The following is a 20,305-nucleotide window of genomic DNA, read 5'->3' on the forward strand; positions in this document are numbered from 1 at the left end:
CGAGCTCCGGCGCCCGGCCCCCTCAGATGCTGCGCAGGTTGACGCGCTGCGACAGCGCCTGCGCGCTCTCGCGCCGTTCGCTGTAGCGGTCGACCAGGTAGCCCGCGCAGTCGCGCGTGAGCAGCGTGAACTTCACCAGCTCTTCCATCACGTCGACCACGCGCTCGTAGTACGGCGAGGGTTTCATGCGGCCGTCCTCCTCGAACTCCATGAAGGCCTTGGCCACCGACGACTGGTTGGGGATGGTGATCATGCGCATCCAGCGGCCCAGCACGCGCAGTTGGTTCACGGCGTTGAACGACTGCGAGCCGCCCGACACCTCCATCACCGCGAGCGTCTTGCCCTGCGTGGGGCGCACCGAGCCGACGGCCAGCGGGATCCAGTCGATCTGCGCCTTCATGATGCCGGTCATGGCGCCGTGCCGCTCGGGCGAGCACCACACCATGCCTTCGGACCACTGCGCGAGCTCGCGGAGTTCGCGCACCTTCGGGTGGTCTTCGGGCGCGTCGTCCGGCAGCGGCAGGCCGCGCGGATCGTAGATGCGGGTCTGCGCGCCCATGGCCTGCAGCAGGCGGGCCGCCTCTTCGGTGAGGAGCCGGCTGTACGAGCGCTCGCGCACCGAACCGTACAGCAGCAGGATGCGCGGCGCGTGCGTGGCGCGCTGCGCGGGCGCCAGCTGCAGCGGGTCGGGCCGGCGCAAATGCGCGGCGTCGACGTGGGGCAGCTCAGGGCTTGGGGTTTGGTTTTGCGACACGCTGACCCCTTGCATCGATGACGGCTTCGCCGTCTTCCTTGGAGAACGCGCCTTGCTGCGCGCGCGGCAGGATGTCGAGCACCGCTTCCGACGGGCGGCACAGGCGCGTGCCGAGCGGCGTCACCACGATCGGCCGGTTGATGAGAACGGGGTTCCGCAGCATGAAGCCGACCAGCTGTTCGTCGCTCCACTTCGGATCGTCGAGGCCGAGCTCGTCGTACGGCGTGCCCTTGCGGCGCAGCAGGTCGCGCACCGCCATGCCCATCGAGGCGATGAGCCGCTCCAGCGTGGCGCGGTCCGGCGGGTCTTGCAGGTACTCGACGACGGTGGGCTCGTCGCCCGTGTTGCGGATCAGTGCGAGCACGTTGCGCGAGGTGCCGCAGGCGGGGTTGTGATAGATCGTGATGCCGTTCATGGAAGCGGGAGGCTCAGTCGAAGTGCCAGGGCGGCGAGGGCCGCGAACAGCACGGGAAGGGTCAGCACGATGCCGACCTTGAAGTAGTAGCCCCAGCCGATGGCCATGCCCTTCTTGGCGAGCACGTGCAGCCAGAGCAGGGTGGCGAGGCTGCCGACGGGCGTGATCTTCGGGCCGAGGTCGCAACCGATCACGTTGGCGTAGACCATGGCCTGCTTCACGAGGCCGGTGGCGCCCGACGCGTCGATGGACAGCGCGCCGACCAGCACCGTGGGCATGTTGTTCATCACCGAGGACAACAGCGCCGAGAGCAGGCCCGTGCCCAGCGCCGCGCCCCACACGCCGCCTTGCGCGAAGACGTTCAGCAGCGACGCCACGTGGCCGGTCAGCCCCGCGTTGCGCAGGCCGTACACCACCAGGTACATGCCCAGCGAGAACACCACGATCTGCCACGGCGCGCCGCGCAGCACGCGCCCGATGCCGATCACCCCGCCGCGCCCCGCGACGGCCAGCAGCACCACCGCACCGAAGGCCGCCACGGCGCTGACCGGCACGCCCAGCGGCTCCAGCCCGAAGAAGCCGGCGAGCAGCAGCACGAGCACCACCCAGCCGGCGCGGAAGGTTGCGGGGTCGCGGACCGCAGCGGCCGGCGCCTTGAGCTGGCCCGCGTCGTAGCGCGCCGGAATGCCGCGGCGGAAGTAGAGCACCAGCACCAGCAGGCTGGCGAGCACCGCCGCGATGTTCACGGGGACCATGACCGAGGCGTACGCGCTGAAGCCGATGTGGAAGAAATCCGCCGAGACGATGTTCACCAGGTTCGACACGATCAGCGGCAGGCTGGCCGTGTCGGCGATGAAGCCCGCCGCCATGACGAACGCGAGCGTTGCCGCGGGCGAAAAACCGAGCGCCGCCAGCATGGCCATCACGATGGGCGTGAGGATCAGCGCGGCGCCGTCGTTGGCGAACAGCGCCGACACGGCGGCCCCCAGCAGCACCACGAGCGCGAACAGCAGCCGGCCGCGCCCGCCGCCCCAGCGCGCCACGTGCAGGGCAGCCCATTCGAAGAAGCCGGCCTCGTCGAGCAGCAGGCTGATGACGATCACGGCTATGAAGGTGGCCGTCGCGTTCCACACGATGCCCCAGACGACCGGAATGTCGGCGGCGTGGACCACGCCGAGCAGCAGCGCCATGGCGGCGCCCAGCGACGCGCTCCAGCCGATGCCCAGCCCGCGCGGCTGCCAGATGACCAGCACCAGCGTGAAGACGAAGATCGCGAGCGCGATCAGCATGCGGGGGCGCAGCCTGCAGTGCCGTCTGCAGTGCAGCTCGCGGCGCAGGGTTCGCCCTGGCAGCAGTTCTCCGTCAGGTAGGCGAGCAGGCCGTTCATCTGCTCGAACGCCGCGCGATAGACGAGGTTGCGGCCCTGGCGCTCCTGCGAGACCAGGCCCGAATGCATCAGCTCCTTGAGATGGAACGACAGGCTGGTGGCCGACACCTCGAGCGATTCGGTCAGCGTGCCGGGTGTCAGGCCGGCGGGGCCCGCCACCACGAGTGCGCGAAACACGCGCAAGCGAACGGGCTGTGCCAGTGCGGCCAGGGAGCGGACGACGTCGTTTTCTTCCATATTTCAAGTATGTTTGAAGTATTGAATGAATGCAAGCCGCCTGGCGCGAATCGGCCATCGGGCTGGCGGGCATCGGCCATCCGGCGCGGGCCGCGGTTCCTACAGTCGTTCTCCATCCCAACGAAGGAGACCTCCATGTCCGACACCTATGTCATCGTCCATGGCGCCTGGCACACCGGCGCTGAAATCGAAGCCGTGGCCGAGGGCGTGCGCGCGGCCGGCCACACGGTTCATTGCCCCACGCTCGCGGGCAACAACCCCGGCGACGACCGCGCCACCACCACGCTGCAAGACGCCATCGACTCGGCCGTGCGCTACATCGAGCAGAAGAACCTCACGCAGGTGCGCCTGGTGGGCCACAGCTACGGCGGCATGGTGATCTCGGGCGTGGCCGACCGCATTGCGCCGCGCCTGAAGCGGCTGGTGTACATCAACGCCTTCGTGCCGCTGGACGGCGAGTCGCTCAACGACATGGTGCCGCCGCACTACGTGGCGATGTTCGACGCCGTGGCCGCGGCCAATGCCAACGCGGTGAGCCTGCCGTTCGAGGTCTGGCGCGAGGCCTTCATCAACGACGCCGACCTGCCGACCGCGCAGGCCGCGTACGACAAGCTCAACCCGCACCCGTACCGCACCTTCACCGACAAGATCAGGCTGAGCCAGCCGCTGGCGGCGCTGGCGCTGGGCAAGTCGTATGTCAACTGCCTGCAGGACACGGCGCTGCCGCACGGCCTGCCGTGGCATCCGCGCCTGTCGGAGCGGCTGGGCCTGTTCCGGCTGGTGGCGTGCCCGGGCAGCCACGAGATGTTCTTCTCGAACCCCGGGCGGCTCGCGCAGGCGATCGTCGAGGCGGGGCGCGACTGACCGGGTGACGACCGGGGCGGTCGTTCAGTTGCTGCGGCTGAAGAGCGCGTCGTACACGCGGATCGACGCGTAGGCGTCGTTCGCGGCGTAGCGCAGCTGCGCCTCGGTGAGCTGCTTGTTGGCCCAGTTCGAAGTGGTCGCCTTGCGCGACTTGATGAAGCGGCGATCGAACACCAGCGCCACCGCGGCCTTCACGCCGACCGACTTGCGGTAGCCGCGCCGGCGGAATTCGTCGTCGATGTCGAACACCGCGCCCGGCTCGATGCCGAGCCGGTTGCGAATGAGCGTGAGGTCGCCCGACAGGCCGAAGCCGACCTTGCGCAGCTCGGTCGAGGCGATCAGCGCGGCCACCACCGGGTTGCACTCGGTGCGGTGCAGCTGGAACAGCCATGCCGTGTCGCGCGTCGAAAATTGCACCACGTGCGGACCGCCCGAGACCTCGTTCTTCGCGAAGGTGGGTTTGGACTCGGTGTCGAAGCCGGCGATGCCGGCCGCCAGCAGCGTGGCGGCGGCGTGCTCGGCGTCCTGCAGCGTGGCGACGACCACGATGTCTTTCAGGCCGAGGCCGTCGAAGGGTTCGAGCAGCGCGATCTGTTCGCGCTCGGGCAAGGGGGGGAGCGTGCGGTTGTGCTCGCTCACCGGGAGGCTGCTTTCGTTGTCTTTTTCTTCACTGCGGTCTTCTTTGCGGGCGCCTTCCTGGCGGGAGTCTTTTGGGCCGCTGCCTTTTTCGCAGCGGGTGTTTTCCTGGGCTTGGGCGGCTGGCCCGAGCGCAGCGCGGATTCGTAGGCGCGGCGGCCCCAGAGCGCGGCCTCTTCGCGGTCCTCGAACAGGTCGGCCGGGGCCTGGCGGTACGACATGGGCATCGACTTGCCCTGGCGCACATAGGTGAAGGGCGGCAGGTTCTGCCGGTCGAAGTACGGCGCGCTTTCGGCGTCGGACTTCAGGTACAGCGTGTCGCCCGTGACCAGCGCGATCATGCGGCCTTCATGAAAGATGCCGTGGCCGCCGAACATGCGGCGCGGCGTGATGCGCCCGAAGCGCTCGAAGATCTCGTGCAGGCTGTCGACGAACGCGCTCATGCCGTGATCTCGATGCGATTGCCGTCCGGGTCGAGCACCACGCTCTCGTAGTAGCCGTCGCCCGTGCGGCGCGGGCCGTCGAGCAGCGGATGGCCGTCGGCCTTCAGGCGTTGCGTGAGGGCGTCGACCGCCGCGTCGGAGCCCACGCTGATGGCCAGGTGCGTCCAGCCCATGCGCTGCGCGCCGGCCTCGGCCGTCACGGGCTCGAGCGTGCGGGTGGTCATGGCCTCGATGCGCGCGCCGTCGCCCAGGCTCAGGAAGCACGAGGCGAAGCCCTTGGCCGGGTTGGTGTAGCCGGTGCCGGCGGTGGCGCCGAAGTAGTCGACGTAGAAGCGCTTGCAACGTTCGAGGTCGGTGGTCCAGAGTGCGATGTGGTCGATGCGCATGGGGCGTATGCAGGGTGGGGTTCAGCCCACGCGCCACGGCGGGCGCGAGGGCGACCAATGGTAGGCGATGCGTTCGCGCCCGCTGGTCGGGTGGCGGTCGACCGTGCCGCGTTCGAGGCCGTAGCGTTCGTAGAAGCGCTGCGCGCTGGTGTTGGTGGTGGCCACGTGCAGCCGCCAGCCGGTCGGGATGCGCACGCAGGCCTCGTCGAGCAGGGCCTTGCCCAGCCCCTGGTTGCGCAGGTGGGGCTCGACGAAGAGCTGGGCCACGTACTCGCGCCGCACCAGCAGCACCATGAACGCCAGCACCTGGCCGTCGCGCTCGGCCAGCACCACGTCGGCGGGCGGGCCGAACTCGGTCTGCACGCGGCGCAGCCAGTGGCCGATGGGCTCGATGGCGGCGGCGCCCCGGTTGGCCGAGATCCAGGCGCGGCGCCAGATGCCGGCCAGCACCATGTTTTCTTCAGGGCTGCCTTCGCGCGACCGCAGTTCGAAGGCGGGGATTTGAGCGGCGGACATGCGAACCATGATACGGCGCTGAACGTCGCCGTGAACGCCTCCGTGAACCCGCTCGCGGATCAGGCTTGCCCGAATGCCGACCAGTCCTTGCCGCCCATGCCCCGCTCGATGGCCGCGTGCATGCGCTGCTGCACGATGCGCGCGGCGGGCAGCACCACCTGCCTTGCCGCGCCCGCGTCGAGCGCCAGGTCGACGTCCTTCAGGCCCAGCGTGAGCTTGAAGCCGGGTTCGTAGTCGCCCGTGGCGATGCGCTTGCCGTAGCGCTGGTAGCTCGGGCTCGCGAACAGCGTGTTGGTGACGATGTCGAGAAAGTCCGCGCCCTTCAGCCCGTAGGACTCGCCCAGCGCCACGGCCTCGGACATGGCCTCGATGGCCAGCGAGATCATCATGTTGCCGGCGATCTTGGCCACGTTGGCGCGCAGCGGATCGTCGCCGAGCGGCCACACGCGCTGGCCCATCGCGTCGAGCAGCGGGCGCACCGCGGCCAGTGCCTGCGCGGGCCCGGCCGCGACGATGTTGAGCTGCGCCGCCGCCGCCACGGCCGGCACGCCGAACACCGGCGCGGCGACGTAGGCCACGCCCGCTGCGTCGTGCAAGGCGACCAGCTCCTCGGCCAGCGCGGGCGAGATCGTGGCCATCATCACGTGCACGCAACCGGGCCGCGCCGAACGCAAGGCGCCCGAATCGACGATCACGCCGCGCACGGCCGCGTCGTCGGCCAGCATCGTGAGCACGACTTCGCGCTGGAAGGCCGCGGCCGGCGAGTCGAGCAGCGTGACGCCTTCGAGCGCCTCGGCGGGGGCCGGGTTGCGGTTCCACACCGCCACCTGGTGACCGGCCTTGACGAGGTTCGGCACCATGGCCGCGCCCATGCTGCCGATGCCGATGAATGCTGTGTCCATTGAGTTGATCTCCGCGATGAAAGCCGGCCAGTCTGCCGCCGCGCACGGTGCGTGGGTAGTGCGTGCGAATGCAAAAACGCTATACGCTCGCCGCATGCAAAAGACCCCGGCCACCGCCGCCGCAGACCGCATCGAGCTGCTGCAGACCTTCGTTCGCATCGTCGAGGCGGGCAGCCTCTCGGCGGCGGCGCAGCAGATCGGCGCCACGCAGCCCACCGTGAGCCGGCGGCTCCAGGCGCTGGAGCGCTCGCTCGGCGTGAAGCTGCTGCAGCGCTCCACGCATGCGATGAACCTGACGGAAGACGGCGAGCGCTGCTACGAGCGGGCCAAGGACATGGTGGCCCACTGGGAAGCCCTGCAGTCCGACCTGCGCGGCTCGCACGACGACCCCGAAGGCACGCTGCGCGTGGTGGCGCCGCACGCGTTCGGCCAGCACCAGCTGCTGGGCCCGCTCGCGGCGTTCCTGCGCCGCCACCCGCGCGTGCGCGTGGAGTGGATGCTGCGCGACGGCACGCCCGACTTCATCACCGAGAACATCGACTGCGCGATCCAGGTCGGCGAGGTGACCGACCCCTCGGTCATCGCGATCAAGCTGGCCGACGTGCCGCGCATCGTGGCCGTGGCGCCGTCGGTGCTCGGCGGGGCCGCGCCGCCGAAGGACGTGGAGGCGCTGGCCTCGCTGCCGTGGGTGGCGCTCAGCATGTACTACCGCGACGAGGTCGAGCTGCGCTGCCTGCGCAGCGGCGAGCAGCGCCGCATCGCCATTCGCCCGCAGATGACGACCGACAGCCTCTATGCGCTGCGCAACGCCGCGCTGCTGGGGCTCGGCGTGTGCGTGGCGTCGGCCTGGGCGCTGCGCGAGGACATCGCGCGCGGCGACCTCGTGCACCTGCTGCCGACCTGGCAGGCCTCGCCGCTGCCGATGTACCTGGTCTATCCGCCCGCGCGCTTCTATCCGGTGCGGCTGCGCCGCTTCCTGGACATGGTGCGCGAGGCGATGCCCGAGACGGTGGGCGAGCGTGGGCTCATCGAGCCCTGAACTTGCCGCTGCTCTTGCCGATGTTCAGGCGCGCAGCGTCTGCGCGTGGTGCGCGATGTGGTCGGCCATGAAGCTCTGGATGAAGTAGTAGCCGTGGTCGTAGCCCGCATGGCGGCGCAGCGTGAGCGGCTGGCCGGCGGCGAAGCAGGCGGCCTCGAACACGTCGGGGTACAGCTGCTCGGCCAGGAACTTGTCGGCCAGCCCCTGGTCGATCAGGATGCCTTGCGGGTAGGGCGCCGTCACCTGCGACTTCATGAGCGCGCTGGCGTCGTGCGCCAGCCACTGCGCGCGGTCGGCGCCCGGCTCGCCCAGGTAGCCCGCGAATGCCTTCTCGCCCCACGGGCATTGCGTGGGCGCGCAGATCGGCGCGAAGGCCGAGACCGACTTGAAGCGCCCCGGATGCCGCAGCGCCAGCGTGAGCGCGCCGTGCCCGCCCATCGAGTGGCCGAAGATGCCGATGCGTTCGCCGTCGATGGCGAAGTGCTGCGCCACCAGCGGCAGCAGCTCGTGCACGATCCAGCTTTCCATGCGCCAGTGCGTGGCCCACGGCTCGGCCAGCGCGTCGAGGTAGAAGCCCGCGCCGATGCCGAAGTCCCAGCTGTCCTTGGCGCCGGGAATGGCCTCGACCCCGGCGCCGCGTGGGCTGGTGTCGGGCGCGATCAGCGCGATGCCCAGGCTCGCGGCCATGCGCTGCGCGCCGGCCTTCACCGCGAAGGTTTCCTCGTTGCAGGTCAGGCCCGCCAGGTAGAGCAGGGCGGGCACGCGCTCGTTCGCGGCCTGCGGCGGCAGGTAGACCGAGAAGCGCATCGGCAGGCCGATTTCATGGGACGCGTGTTCGTGAAAGCTCTGCACGCCGCCGAAGGCGTGATGCTCGGAGAGGGTCTTGGGTGTGTGGTCGGTCATGAGGTTTTCTTGTGCGGCGTCCGCAGGGCGGGCACCAGCTCCAGCACGGCGTCGGCAAAGGTGCGCGGCGCTTCCTGCGGCATGTTGTGGCCCACGCCGGGCACCAGGCGGTGCGAGCGTGGCCCGCTGAAGCGGTGCGCGTGCGCCGACGGTTGCGCCGGCGGGCGCACGCCGTCGTCGATGCCGTCGAAGGTGATGGTGGGCACGCCGATGGCGGGCTGGGCCGCGAGGCGGCGTTCGATGTCGGCATACGCCGGGTCGCCCGGCACGAGGCCGAAGCGGTGGCGGTACGACTGGATCACCACGTCCACGAAGTCGGGGTGGTCGAATGCGGCGGCGCTGCGCTCGAAGGTCGCGTCATCGAACTGCCAGGTAGGTGACCACAGCTTCCACAGCAGCCTGGTGAAGCCCTTGCGGTCTTGCGCCAGCCCGGCGCGGCCGCGCTCGCTGTGAAAGTAGTACTGGTACCAGAGGCTGTGCTCGTTGGCCGGCGTGTCCGGCACCATCGCCTTCGCGATGTTCTGGATGTTGTAGCTGTTGAAGGACACCAGCCCGGCCACCCGCTCGGGCCACAGCGCCGCGACCACGCAGGCGGCGCGGCCGCCCCAGTCGTAGCCGGCCAGCACCGCGCGTTCGATCTCCAGTGCGTCGAGCAGCGCGAGCAGGTCCGCGCCCAGCGCGGCCTGTTCGCCCGAGCGCGGCGTGGCGTCGCTCAGGAAGCGCGTGGCGCCGTAGCCGCGCAGGTACGGCACGATCACGCGGCAGCCCTGTTCGGCCAGCATGGGCGCGACTTCCGCGTAGGTGTGGATGTCGTACGGGAAGCCGTGCATCAGCAGCACCGGCGCACCGTCGGCGGGGCCGGCTTCGAAGTACGCGACTTCGAGCACACCGGCCTCGATCTTGTGCAAGGGTTCCATTCTTGGCGTCACGAGGTCACCTCCAAAGAGAGCGCTGATGTCTGTTCCAGGAACACCGCGGAACCGGCTTTGCCGGGCCGCTGGTGTTGCTCCCTGCAAGGGGGAGGAGAAGCGACACGAAGTGCGCGAAGCCTGGGGGGTCAGTAAATAACGACGCCGCGGATCGACTCGCCGCGCTTCATCAGGTCGAAGCCCTTGTTGATGTCTTCCAGCGGCATGGTGTGCGTGATCAGGTCGTCGATGTTGATCTTGTTCTCCATGTACCAGTCGACGATCTTCGGCACGTCGGTGCGCCCGCGCGCGCCGCCGAAGGCCGAGCCTTCCCATTTGCGGCCCGTGACCAGCTGGAACGGGCGCGTGCTGATTTCCGCGCCGGCTTCTGCCACGCCGATGATGATGCTGCGGCCCCAGCCCTTGTGCGTGCACTCCAGCGCCTGGCGCATCACCTTGGTGTTGCCGATGCACTCGAAGCTGTAGTCCGCGCCGCCGTCGGTCAGCTGCACGATGGCGTCGACCACGTTCTCGGTGTCCTTCGGGTTGATGAAGTGCGTCATGCCGAACTTGCGGGCCATGGCCTCGCGCTCGGGGTTCAGGTCGACGCCGATGATCTTGTCGGCGCCCACCATCTTGGCGCCCTGGATCACGTTCAGGCCGATGCCGCCCAGGCCGAACACCACCACGTTGGCGCCGGCTTCCACCTTGGCCGTGAAGATCACCGCGCCGATGCCGGTGGTCACGCCGCAGCCGATGTAGCAGACCTTGTCGAACGGGGCGTCTTCGCGGATCTTGGCCAGCGAGATCTCGGGCGCGACCGTGTAGTTGCTGAACGTGCTCGTGCCCATGTAATGGAAGATCGGCTTGCCGTCGAGGCTGAAGCGCGAGGTGGCGTCGGGCATCAGGCCCTTGCCCTGCGTGCCGCGAATGAGCTGGCACAGGTTGGTCTTGCGGCTCAGGCAGAACTTGCACTGGCGGCATTCGGGCGTGTACAGCGGAATGACGTGATCGCCCTTCTTGAGGGTGGTGACGCCGGGGCCCACGTCGACCACGATGCCCGCGCCTTCATGGCCCAGGATGGCCGGGAAGATGCCTTCGGGGTCGGCGCCCGAGAGCGTGTAGTAGTCGGTGTGGCAGATGCCCGTGGCCTTGATTTCCACCAGCACCTCGCCGAACTTCGGGCCTTCGAGGTCCACGGTTTCGATGGTGAGCGGCGCTCCGGATTTCCACGCGACGGCGGCTTTGGTTTTCATGGTGTTGGGTTCTTCAGAAAGCGGAAGGGGATGAGGATACTCAGGCGGGGCCAGCAGGGAAGATACCCGACATGCCGATGAACCCGTGCAGATGCCGGAAATCCCAGACCCAGTTTCGCAGTGCGGGAAATTCGTCCAGCGAAATGCCGCCTTCGCCGGCCAGCGCGACATAGGGGAAGCAGGCGAGGTCGGCAATGGTCGGCTCGGGCGCCGAGGCCAGCCAACGCAGGCCCTGGCCGGCCTGCTCCGCGAGGTGGTCGTCGAGCACGCGGAACACCGCGCGCGCGCCGGCCCGGCAGGCCTCGATGTCGAGGTGGTGGTAGCCCAGCGCGTCGTGGAGCCGCGCGGCCGAGGCGGTGCGGGTGATCTCGTCGGCGGTGGCCAGCCACACCGTGACCTGGCCGCGCAGCTTCGGGTCGGCGGGGTACCAGTGGCCTTGCGGGCCTTGCGGGCCTTGCTGGCCAGGTGGGCTGGGTGGGCCGTAGCGGCTCGCCAGGTAGACCAGGATGGCCTGCGCGTCGCGCAACACGAAGCCGTCGTCGTCGATCACCGGGAGCTGGCCCAGCGGGTTGACGTTCGCCAGGAACGCGGCCGACCTGTGGGCGCGTCCCGGGAAGAAGTCGACGGGCACGGTCTGGTACGGCAAGCCGAGCCATGCCAGCATCTGCCGCACCTTGAAGCAATTGCCCGACAGCGGATAGTCGTAGAGCTTCATCGTCATGCCGCGGCCCTCACGCCGAAGCGCATGCCGCGTTCGCGCAGCCAGCGCCGGTAGGTGACCGACGAGGTGTCGCCGCGCGTCGGCGTCTCGGCGCGGCCTTCGAGCGGCATGCGCTTGAAGGCGTGGTTCTCCAGGATGGGTTTGTCCTGCCCGAAGATGGTGTGCTGGAAGGCGATGAGCTCGGCGTCGGTGGAGTCGTCGTCGTAGCAGGCCAGCAGCGTGTGGGCGATCACGTGTTCTTCGTCCACGGGCTGCAGGAAGAGGCCGATGGCGTCGAGTTCGCCCGCGCGAAAGCTCGACTTGTAGAGCATGGCCGAGAAGGGCTGCATCACGCGGTACTTGTAGAGCACCTCGCTGCCCGAGTCGTGCGCGGCCGAGGCGCGCGGCTGCCAGAAGCGGCAGTCGGTGGCCCAGATCTCGCCTGTGGCCGGCTCGACCTGCACCTGGTACTGCGCAACCTCGGTGTGCGGCACCTTGCCGAGGTAGTCGGCATGCACGAAGGGGAAGTGCGCCATGTCGAGAAAGTTCTCGATCACGCGCAGGCCCGACACGGCCACGCCGATGCCGCCGCAGTCAATGGTGCGCCGGCCGGGCTCGCTGTACTCGGGGAAGTCGAACAGCGGGCGGGCGGGGCGGCCGCTGGGGCAGGCCCAGAGGTAGCCGTAGCGGGACTGCACGGTGAGCGGTTGATCGCCCAGGCTGCCATGCGGTGCGCCGTCGGCATCGGTCCAGAGCTGCACGGTTTCGCCGAGCAGGCGGGTGGTGCGCGGTGCGGACGCGGACGCGGGCACGGGCGTGGCCGGGCCGATGACGAGCCAGTCGTCCAGCATGTTGGGGTCGTCGGTGACGAAGGGCATGGGGGTCTTTCAGCCGAGGGCTTCGATGTCGCCGCGCAGGCTGCGCGCGGCGGTGTGCAGGGCCTGCATGGCGGCGGAACCGGGGGCGGCGCCGGCCCAGAGGTGGACGAAGGCGAGGCGGGGCTGGGCGTCGAGCACCAGGGCGGCGGTGTCCACGCCGTCGAGCGGACCGCGCCAGGCGCCAGTGGCTTCACCGGCGGCCAGGCCGCGCCGGGCCAGCGTTTCGCGCACCGTGGCAGCCGGCGCGCGAACGGTCAGCGTGCGGCAGAAGTGCCAGTTGGCGGGCACGGCGCCGGCCAGTGCGGGCGGGGCCGGTGGGGCCAGTGGAGCAGGTGGAGCAGGTGGGGCAGGTGGAGAGGTCGGAGCGGGCGAGGCAGATGGCATCTCCGGTGACAGGCGAACCCACAGCATCCCCGCGGCCTCCGCCGTTGCGAAGGTCTTCGCGCACACGTTGCGCGGCGCCTGCATGGCTGGGTGCGCCGGAATGCGCGTGCACTGTCCGCTGCCGGCCGCGTACTCCCAGCCGTGGTACGCGCAGGCCAGGCGGTTGTCGATCACCTGGCCCAGCGTGAAGCGCACGCTGCGGTGCGGGCAGCGGTTTTCCCAGGCCTGGGCCGTGCCGTCGGCCGCGCGCCAGAGGGCGAGCTCCTGGCCTTCGGCGAAGCCGGCGACGATGTTGGCGCCGGGGCGCAGGCCGGCGCTGGGCGCCACGGGGTGCCAGGTGGCTGTGTCTTGTGTGTCGTTCATGGATCGTGGGGGAACGTCGGGCCGCGGGGCGCAGCGCCGGTGATACCGTACCGCTTCCACCGCACCGATGAAAGCCACATGAAGAGACGCAACTTTTCATTCCTGAAACGCTGGGCGCCATGAGCCGCATCGACCTCGCCCTGGTCGAGGCCTTCGTGCTGGTCGCCACGAGCGGCAGCCTCACCCGCGCCGAAAGCCTCTCGGGCACCTCGAAGGCCACGCTGAGCCGGCAGCTCGTGCGGCTCGAGGAACTGCTGGGCGCGCAGCTGCTCATGCGCGGTTCGCGCCGCATCACGCTCACCGAGGCGGGCCGCGCCTTCTTCTCGCGCGCCGAAGGGCTGCTCGACGAAGTGACCGGCCGGCTCGAAGCCGCGAGCACCGAGATCCACGAGCTGACGACGGGTGTGTCGGGCAGCCTGTCGTTGCTGTCGGACACGCAGTTCAGCACCTCCTTCGTCTGCCACGTGGTCAAGCTGTTCCTGGAGTCGCACCCGAACGTGCGCTGCCAGCTCGACGTGGCCAACGGCTTTCACGCGGCGCGCATCGCCGACGTCGACTGCTACGTGTGCTCCGAGCCGCCCGATGCGCCGAACCTGGTGGCCAAGCTGCTGGGGCGGCTGAACTACGGGCTGTATGCGAGCCCGCAGTACCTGGCGCGCCACGGCACGCCGTCGTTGCCGCAAGAGCTGGCGCGGCACCAGTCGATCGTGATGAAGGCGCCTTCGTCGGGCGGCGCGCAGGTGCTGCTGGTGTCCGGTGCGCAGAGCTTCGCCTTTCGCCCCGAGCCGGCGTTCGAGACCAACGACCACTGGGTCATGAAGACCTTCTGCATCGACGGCCTGGGCATCGCGCTGCTGCCTGCCTTCTTCGTCAAGCCCGAAGTGGCGCAGGGCGTGCTCGCGCCGGTGCTGCCCGCGTGGCAGCCCGAGCCGCGGCGCATCTACTGCGCCTACCAGCGCCAGCGCTACATGGGCCAGAAGCTGCGCGCCTTCGTGGACCTGATGGCGCGCTGCGTGGTGGACATCGACTCTTACAACTACTACGTCGGTTCGTCAGCGGCCAAGCGCCGCAAGACGGCCGCGAGACCATAATTGGCGCCCCCGGCACAGACCTTCGACCCTCATCCATCATGAAGAAAATCCTCGTCCTCAACGGCCCCAACCTCAACCTGCTCGGCACGCGCGAGCCCGAACAGTACGGACGCGACACGCTGGCCGACGTGGAGCGGCTTTGCAAGGAAACCGGCGCGAAGCACGGCGTCGAGATCGAATGCCGTCAGTCGAACCACGAAGGCGTGCTGGTCGACTGGATCCAGGAGGCCGGCCGCGAAGTGGCGGCGGGCAACATGCTGGGCGTGGTGATGAACCCCGGCGCCTACACGCACACCTCGATTGCGCTGCACGACGCCATCAAGGGCGCGAGCGTGCCGGTGATCGAGTTGCACATCTCGAACGTGCATGCGCGGGAAGAGTTTCGCCACCGCTCGTACATCTCGCCGGCGGCGCGCGGGATCATCGTGGGGCTGGGCGTGAAGGGCTACACGCTGGCCATCGCGGCGCTGGTTCCTTCGGCTTGAGTTCTGGGGGCGTTTGTTCGGGGCCCGTTTGTTCAGGGCGGGTGCACAGGCCGCCGGGTACTCCCCTGCGCGAATGTCCCCCGGGGCTTCGCCCCTCCTCCTTTGTTTCGCTGCGGGTGGCACCCGACGCCCTGAGCACCAAGGCACGCTGCTGGTGATCCTGCGATCAACCCCGGCTCTGAAACGCTCGTGTCGATGGGGTGCCTTGCGCAGCGAAATGAAGGGGGAGGCCGCAGGCCGGAGGACATTCGCGGAGCAAGGTACCCCTTCGGCGTGAGCGCGCCCCGAAGACCAGCGCGATCAGTCAGTACTGCTGCTTCGGCGCCGCGGCCTTCCAGCTGCGGCTGATGCGGCCCTGGTTGTCGATGCTCTCCAGGTGCACGTCGAAGCCCCAGAGCCGCGCGACGTGCTTGAGCACTTCTTCCGCGCCGTCGTGCAGCGGCAGGTTGTTGCGCTGGGTGTGGCGCAGCGTCAGCGAGCGGTCGCCGCGCGTGGCCACGTTCCACACCTGGATGTCGGGCTCGCGGCTGCTGATGTCGTACTGGCGCGAAAGCGACTCGCGCAGCGACTGGTAGCCGCTGTCGTCGTGAATGGCGGACACCTGCAGCTCCGACTCGCTCTGGTAGTCGCGAATGGAGAACAGCCGGAAGTCGCGCATGGTCTTCGGGCTCAGAAACTGGCCGATGAAGCTCTCGTCCTTGAAGTTGCGCATGGCGTAGTCGAGCGTGGTGAGCCAGTCGGAGCCCGCGAAATCGGGGAACCAGCGGTGGTCTTCCTCGGTCGGCTTCTCGCAGATGCGGCGCAGCTCGGTGTACATCGCAAAGCCCAGCGCATAGGGGTTGATGCCGCTGTAGGCGCGGTGCCCCACGGGCGGCTGGTAGATCACGCCGGTGTGCGAGCTGAGCCATTCCATCATGAAGCCGTCGGCCAGCTGGCCGCGGTCGTACATGGTGTTGAGCAGCGTGTAGTGCCAGAAGGTGGCCCAGCCTTCGTTCATGACCTGGGTCTGGCGCTGCGGATAGAAGTACTGCGCGATCTTGCGCACGATGCGCACCACCTCGCGCTGCCAGGGCTCGAGCAGCGCCGCGTTCTTCTCGATGAAGTACAGCAGGTTTTCCTGCGGCTCCGACGGAAAGCGCTTCGACGAATCGGACTCCGCCGCCTGCTCGCTGCGCCGCGGCAGCGTGCGCCACAGGTCGTTCACCTGCTGCTGCATGTGGCGCTCGCGCTCGGCGCGCTGCGCGCTCTCCTGCGCCAGCGAGCGCTTCTGCGGGCGGCGATAGCGGTCCACGCCGTAGTTCATCAGCGCGTGGCAGGAGTCCAGCAGTTCTTCCACCGCGTCGAGGCCGTGGCGCTCTTCGCACTCGGCGATGTAGTGCCGCGCGTAGACAAGGTAGTCGATGATCGACGACGCGTCGGTCCACATGCGGAACAGGTAGTTGCCCTTGAAGAAGCTGTTGTGGCCGTAGGCCGCATGCGCGATCACCAGGGCCTGCATGGCCATGGTGTTTTCTTCCATCAGGTAGGCGATGCACGGATCGGAGTTGATGACGATCTCGTAGGCCAGCCCCATGTGGCCGCGCTTGTAGTTCTTCTCGGTGGCGATGAACTGCTTGCCGTACGACCAGTGCCTGTAGATCATGGGCATGCCCACGCTGGCGTAGGCGTCCATCATCTGCTCGGCCGTGATCACCTCGAGCTGGTTGGGGTACGTGTCGAGCCCGTAGCTCCGGGCGGTCTTGGCGATCTCGGTGTGGTAGGTCTCGATGAGATCGAAGGTCCAGTCCGAGGGGCTGGGCAGGCGCTCGAGCCGGGGCAGGCTGCTGGCCAGCGGGGGGGCGGAGATGCCGGAGATGACGGAGCTCATGACGTGACCCCTTCCTTCTTGAACAGGTCGCGGAAAACCGGGTAGATGTCCTGCGCGTCGGACACCTTGCGCATCGCGAAGTTGGGCTGCACGCCCTCGAGCTGCTGGTACTCCTGCCACAGGTTCTGCTCGGTCTCGGCCACCTGCACGTACGCGTAGTAGCGCACCACCGGCAGGATGTCGTTGACCAGCAGTTCGCGGCAGCGGCCGCTGTCCTGGTGCCAGTTGTCGCCGTCGCTGGCCTGTGCGCCGTACACGTTCCATTCGCCGCTCGGGTAGCGCGCCTTGATGATCTCGTCCATCAGCACCAGCGCGCTCGACACCACGGTGCCGCCGGTCTCGGTGGCGTGGAAGAACTCTTCCTCCGTCACTTCCTGCGCCTGCGTGTGGTGGCGCAGGAAAACCAGGTCGATGGTCTCGTAGTGCCGCGTGAGGAACATGTACAGCAGCATGAAGAAGCGCTTGGCCATGTCCTTGCGCGCCTCGTCCATGGAGCCCGACACGTCCATCAGGCAGAACATCACGGCCTTGGCGCTGGGCACCGGCGTCTTCACGCGGTTGCGGTAGCGCAGGTCGATCGGGTCGATGTAGGGGACGTGCCGCATGGTGCGGCGCAGCTCGGCGATGCGCTCTTCCGTCTCGCGGATCTCCTTCTGGATCAGCGCCTGGTCGGCCTGCGGATGCTGCTTCAGGTGCTCGAGGTGCGCCTCGAGGCGCTTGAGTTCCTTGCGCGGCTCGCCGCCGAGCGCGATGCGCCGCGCCAGCGCGCCGCGCATCGAGCGCACCACGTGCAGGTTGTTGGGCGAGCCGTCGCTGGTGAAGCCGGCGCGGTGGCTCTTCCACTCGGGCACGTCGGCGATCTGCGTGCGAATGAGGTGCGGCAGCGCGAGGTCGTCGAAGAACACGCGCATGAACTCTTCGCGCGTCAGGCGGAAGACGAAGTCGTCCTCGCCTTCGCCGCTGTCGCTGGCTTCGCCGCTGCCGGAACCGCCGCCGCCCCCGCCTTCGGGGCGCTTGATGCGGTCGCCCTTCAGGTACTCCTGGTTGCCGGGGTGCACGTACTCGCGGTCGCCGCCACGGGCGTGTCCGAACACGGGTTCGGACACATCGTGGCGCGGCAGGGTCACGTCTTCGCCTTGCTCCAGTTCGCGGATGTTGCGCCCGCTCACCGCGCGCCGCACCGCCTCCTGGATCTGCCCCTTGTAGCGCCGGAGAAAGCGCTCTCGGTTGCCAATGGACTTGTTCTTGCCCGATAGCCGGCGGTCGATGATCTGCTGCAGGATGGCCACGATGGTGTCAAAGCTCCTTGCAAAGAAGAGGGAAGAACAGGGCGCTTTACGCAGCGCCTTGGTTGCTGTGAACCCTTGCTATGAACTCTTGCGCACGCGCAGATACCACTCGCAGAGCAGGCGCACCTGCTTGGCCGTGTAGCCCTTCTCGACCATGCGCGTGACGAAGTCCTCGTGCTTCTTCTGCTCGTCGGCACTGCTCTTGGTGTTGAAGCTGATCACCGGCAGCAGCTCTTCGGTGTTGGAGAACATCTTCTTCTCGATCACCGAACGCAGCTTCTCGTAGCTGGTCCAGGCCGGGTTGCGCCCGCTGTTGCCGGCGCGCGCACGCAGCACGAAGTTGACGATCTCGTTGCGGAAGTCCTTCGGGTTGCCGATGCCGGCGGGCCGTTCGATCTTCTCGAGCTCGGCGTTGAGCGAGGCGCGGTCGAACACCTCGCCGGTGTCCACGTCGCGGAACTCCTGGTCCTGGATCCAGTAGTCGGCATAGGTCACGTAGCGGTCGAAGATGTTCTGGCCGTACTCGCTGTAGCTCTCGAGGTAGGCGGTCTGGATCTCCTTGCCGATGAATTCGGCATAGCGCGGCGCCAGCAGCTCCTTGATGTAGCTGATGTACTTCTGCTCGACCTCGGGCGCGAACTGCTCGCGCTCGATCTGCTGCTCTAGCACGTACATCAGGTGCACCGGGTTCGCCGCCACCTCGGAGCTGTCGAAGTTGAAGACCTTCGAGATGATCTTGAACGCGAAGCGCGTGGAGACGCCGCTCATGCCTTCGTCGACGCCCGCGTAGTCGCGGTACTCCTGGATCGACTTGGCCTTCGGGTCGGTGTCCTTCAGGTTCTCGCCGTCGTACACCTGCATCTTGCTGAAGGTGCTGGAGTTCTCCGGCTCTTTCAGCCGCGTGAGCACCGAGAGCTGGGCCATCATGCGCAGCGTTCCCGGGGCGCAGGGCGCCTGAGCCAGCGACGAGTTGCGCACCAGCTTCTCGTAGATCTTGATTTCTTCCGAGGCGCGCAGGCAGTAGGGCACCTTGACGATGTAGATCCGGTCGAGGAACGCCTCGTTGTTCTTGTTGTTGCGGAAGGCCTTCCATTCGCTCTCGTTGCTGTGCGCCAGCACGATGCCGTCGAACGGGATGGCGCCGAAGCCTTCAGTGCCCTTGAAGTTGCTTTCCTGCGTGGCGGTCAGCAGCGGGTGCAGCACCTTGATGGGCGCCTTGAACATTTCCACGAACTCCAGCAGCCCCTGGTTGGCCAGGCACAGGCCGCCGGAGTAGGCGTAGGCGTCGGGGTCGTCCTGGGCATAGGTCTCGAGCTTGCGGATGTCGACCTTGCCGACCAGCGAGGAAATGTCCTGGTTGTTCTCGTCGCCGGGCTCCGTCTTGGCCACGGCGATCTGCCGCAGGACCGACGGAAAACGCTTGACGACCTTGAACTGGCGGATGTCGCCGCCGTACTCCTCGAGCCGCTTGACGGCCCAGGGCGAGAGAATTCGATTCAGGTAGCGGCGAGGGATGCCGTATTCCTTTTCAAGAATCTCGCCGTCCTCGAGCGTGTCGAACAGGCCGAGCGGAGATTCATTGACCGGCGAGCCCTGGATGGCGTAGAAAGGCACGTGCTCCATGAGCTGCTTCAGGCGCTCGGCGATCGAACTCTTGCCGCCGCCCACCGGGCCCAGCAGGTAAAGGATTTGCTTCTTTTCTTCCAGCCCTTGCGCGGCATGGCGGAAATAGGACACCACCTGTTCTATGGCGTCTTCCATGCCATAGAACTCCTTGAACGCCGGATAGATCTTGATGACCTTGTTGGCGAAGATGCGCGAAAGCCGGGGGTCGTTGCGGGTGTCGACCAGCTCGGGTTCGCCAATGGCCTTGAGCATGCGCTCGGAAGCCGTGGCATACGCCGTGGGGTCGCGCTTGCAGATATCCAGGTACTCCTGCAGCGAGATGACTTCCTCGCGAGTGCGCTCGTAGCGGGCGGCAAAGTTGCTGATCACATCCATGGTCACGCCTCCATCAAGTCAGTGGGCTTTTGGCCCGAAAGCCTGCAGCGATGGCATGCGCAACTTTCAAGGTGTGCCTGCCCGTGGCTGCATGCCGCGGAAAACTCCCCTTACAACATTCTGCTAACAATCAGCATAAAGCAAAGACCGAACCCGGTGAATCATTTTTTAATTCAGAACCTTGCTGTCAAGTAAAGTTCCGCCAAAAAACGAGAACGAATTTTCAAATTCAAGTTAAATTCAAAAGCTCGCTTTCTTAATAATCTCCGGGTGAAATACCTATGCCGAATGGCTACCGTCCATTTCTGCGTTTCTCCGGAAAAGCGTCGCCTATTGAGCCTGCGTGCTCAATAAAATCAGCCCCTTCCTTCAATAACGCGCGACCCCTCGTTTGGTTTATTGCACATCCGAAAAAAATATAAAAGCAATCCTCGCGCCACTTCTGCATGAGCAGCTTGCGCCTGTACGCGTGGGAAAGCGACGCGGATGCGAGTCGGCGCGTTCCGAGACAGGGCGCACGACACCCTTGCGGTGCGTCGTGGCGGTTCGGACGGCTTTGTTGCACCACCTTGAGGCGCCAGCCATGAAAAAGGGCCGCTGA

At 67.5% G+C, this 20,305-nt stretch carries 22 protein-coding genes; 4 read left to right on the forward strand and 18 right to left on the reverse strand.

The features are described 5' to 3' along the window. Positions 1-22 precede the first annotated feature (22 nt). The 4 genes from arsH to BM004_RS05815 are packed head-to-tail and all read right to left on the reverse strand — an operon-like array spanning position 23 to position 2,793. On the reverse strand, positions 23-769 hold the full coding sequence (gene arsH / locus BM004_RS05800) for an arsenical resistance protein ArsH (protein WP_093211766.1): 747 nt from the start codon (positions 767-769) through the stop codon (positions 23-25). Continuing rightward, entirely contained in the window at positions 726-1,169 is a 444-nt protein-coding gene (gene arsC / locus BM004_RS05805; protein WP_093211768.1) for an arsenate reductase (glutaredoxin), read from the reverse strand. Before arsC ends, arsH begins: the two co-directional genes overlap by 44 nt. Next, the gene (locus BM004_RS05810) at positions 1,166-2,458 is read right to left on the reverse strand and encodes an arsenic transporter (protein WP_093211770.1); all 1,293 of its coding nucleotides are present in this window, start codon (positions 2,456-2,458) and stop codon (positions 1,166-1,168) included. The genes arsC and BM004_RS05810 overlap by 4 nt, the downstream gene beginning before the upstream one ends. Continuing rightward, complete coding sequence (locus BM004_RS05815) at positions 2,452-2,793, reverse strand: ArsR/SmtB family transcription factor (RefSeq protein WP_093211772.1); 342 nt, start codon at positions 2,791-2,793, stop codon at positions 2,452-2,454. The genes BM004_RS05810 and BM004_RS05815 overlap by 7 nt, the downstream gene beginning before the upstream one ends. Positions 2,794-2,928: 135 nt before the next feature. Between BM004_RS05815 and BM004_RS05820 the strand changes: the two genes are divergently transcribed. Then, positions 2,929-3,657 (forward strand): alpha/beta hydrolase, encoded by a 729-nt coding sequence (locus tag BM004_RS05820; RefSeq protein ID WP_093211774.1) that lies wholly within the window; start codon positions 2,929-2,931, stop codon positions 3,655-3,657. 24 nt (positions 3,658-3,681) lie between these two features. On the opposite strand, the gene BM004_RS05825 is transcribed toward BM004_RS05820, so the two are convergent. Genes BM004_RS05825 through BM004_RS05845 form a run of 5 tightly spaced genes read right to left on the reverse strand, consistent with a single transcriptional unit; the run spans position 3,682 to position 6,540 of the window. Continuing rightward, on the reverse strand, positions 3,682-4,296 hold the full coding sequence (locus tag BM004_RS05825) for a 3'-5' exonuclease (RefSeq protein WP_093211776.1): 615 nt from the start codon (positions 4,294-4,296) through the stop codon (positions 3,682-3,684). Continuing rightward, complete coding sequence (locus BM004_RS05830; protein WP_093124751.1) at positions 4,293-4,736, reverse strand: TfoX/Sxy family protein; 444 nt, start codon at positions 4,734-4,736, stop codon at positions 4,293-4,295. The genes BM004_RS05825 and BM004_RS05830 overlap by 4 nt, the downstream gene beginning before the upstream one ends. After that, the gene (locus BM004_RS05835) at positions 4,733-5,122 is read right to left on the reverse strand and encodes a VOC family protein (protein ID WP_093211778.1); all 390 of its coding nucleotides are present in this window, start codon (positions 5,120-5,122) and stop codon (positions 4,733-4,735) included. The genes BM004_RS05830 and BM004_RS05835 overlap by 4 nt, the downstream gene beginning before the upstream one ends. Positions 5,123-5,143: 21 nt before the next feature. Further along, positions 5,144-5,638 carry a GNAT family N-acetyltransferase gene (locus BM004_RS05840; protein ID WP_256219796.1) on the reverse strand — a complete coding sequence of 165 codons (495 nt, stop codon included), beginning with the start codon at positions 5,636-5,638 and terminating at the stop codon, positions 5,144-5,146. Between the two features lie 59 nt (positions 5,639-5,697). Then, a complete protein-coding gene (locus tag BM004_RS05845) occupies positions 5,698-6,540 on the reverse strand; it encodes an NAD(P)-dependent oxidoreductase (RefSeq protein WP_093211782.1) in 843 nt (280 codons plus the stop codon). 94 nt (positions 6,541-6,634) lie between these two features. Here BM004_RS05845 and BM004_RS05850 point away from each other — a divergent pair, with 94 nt between their 5' ends. Then, a complete protein-coding gene (locus BM004_RS05850) occupies positions 6,635-7,579 on the forward strand; it encodes a LysR family transcriptional regulator (protein WP_177206363.1) in 945 nt (314 codons plus the stop codon). A gap of 24 nt (positions 7,580-7,603) precedes the next feature. On the opposite strand, the gene fghA is transcribed toward BM004_RS05850, so the two are convergent. From fghA to BM004_RS42410, 6 genes are all read right to left on the reverse strand, one after another. Next, positions 7,604-8,482, reverse strand: coding sequence for an S-formylglutathione hydrolase (gene fghA / locus BM004_RS05855; RefSeq protein WP_093211786.1), 879 nt, complete (start codon positions 8,480-8,482; stop codon positions 7,604-7,606). After that, positions 8,479-9,399 carry an alpha/beta fold hydrolase gene (locus BM004_RS05860; RefSeq protein WP_093124764.1) on the reverse strand — a complete coding sequence of 307 codons (921 nt, stop codon included), beginning with the start codon at positions 9,397-9,399 and terminating at the stop codon, positions 8,479-8,481. The genes fghA and BM004_RS05860 overlap by 4 nt, the downstream gene beginning before the upstream one ends. Before the next feature lie 140 nt (positions 9,400-9,539). Next, entirely contained in the window at positions 9,540-10,646 is a 1,107-nt protein-coding gene (locus tag BM004_RS05865) for an S-(hydroxymethyl)glutathione dehydrogenase/class III alcohol dehydrogenase (RefSeq protein ID WP_093124767.1), read from the reverse strand. A 40-nt stretch (positions 10,647-10,686) separates the two neighbouring features. After that, positions 10,687-11,367: a glutathione S-transferase family protein gene (locus BM004_RS05870; RefSeq protein WP_093211789.1), complete on the reverse strand. Its 681-nt coding sequence runs from the start codon at positions 11,365-11,367 to the stop codon at positions 10,687-10,689. After that, positions 11,364-12,224 (reverse strand): aromatic ring-hydroxylating oxygenase subunit alpha, encoded by an 861-nt coding sequence (locus BM004_RS05875; protein ID WP_093211791.1) that lies wholly within the window; start codon positions 12,222-12,224, stop codon positions 11,364-11,366. The genes BM004_RS05870 and BM004_RS05875 overlap by 4 nt, the downstream gene beginning before the upstream one ends. A 9-nt stretch (positions 12,225-12,233) precedes the next feature. Next, positions 12,234-12,971, reverse strand: coding sequence for a Rieske 2Fe-2S domain-containing protein (locus tag BM004_RS42410; RefSeq protein WP_093211793.1), 738 nt, complete (start codon positions 12,969-12,971; stop codon positions 12,234-12,236). Positions 12,972-13,090: 119 nt separating this feature from the next. Here BM004_RS42410 and BM004_RS05885 point away from each other — a divergent pair, with 119 nt between their 5' ends. Both BM004_RS05885 and aroQ read left to right on the forward strand, forming a co-directional pair. Beyond that, the gene (locus BM004_RS05885; protein WP_093211795.1) at positions 13,091-14,062 is read left to right on the forward strand and encodes a LysR family transcriptional regulator; all 972 of its coding nucleotides are present in this window, start codon (positions 13,091-13,093) and stop codon (positions 14,060-14,062) included. A gap of 38 nt (positions 14,063-14,100) precedes the next feature. Next, entirely contained in the window at positions 14,101-14,547 is a 447-nt protein-coding gene (aroQ, locus tag BM004_RS05890) for a type II 3-dehydroquinate dehydratase (RefSeq protein WP_093124778.1), read from the forward strand. 304 nt (positions 14,548-14,851) lie between these two features. Here the strand turns inward: aroQ and BM004_RS05895 are convergent, their stop codons facing one another. From BM004_RS05895 to BM004_RS05905, 3 genes are all read right to left on the reverse strand, one after another. Continuing rightward, positions 14,852-16,414, reverse strand: coding sequence for a SpoVR family protein (locus tag BM004_RS05895; RefSeq protein ID WP_093211797.1), 1,563 nt, complete (start codon positions 16,412-16,414; stop codon positions 14,852-14,854). After that, a complete protein-coding gene (locus BM004_RS05900; RefSeq protein WP_093124781.1) occupies positions 16,411-17,703 on the reverse strand; it encodes a YeaH/YhbH family protein in 1,293 nt (430 codons plus the stop codon). The genes BM004_RS05895 and BM004_RS05900 overlap by 4 nt, the downstream gene beginning before the upstream one ends. Before the next feature lie 78 nt (positions 17,704-17,781). Further along, positions 17,782-19,704: a PrkA family serine protein kinase gene (locus BM004_RS05905; protein ID WP_093124783.1), complete on the reverse strand. Its 1,923-nt coding sequence runs from the start codon at positions 19,702-19,704 to the stop codon at positions 17,782-17,784. Positions 19,705-20,305 lie beyond the last annotated feature (601 nt).

It is taken from the genome of Variovorax sp. OK212, from assembly GCF_900112425.1.
GTDB lineage: Bacteria > Pseudomonadota > Gammaproteobacteria > Burkholderiales > Burkholderiaceae_C > Variovorax.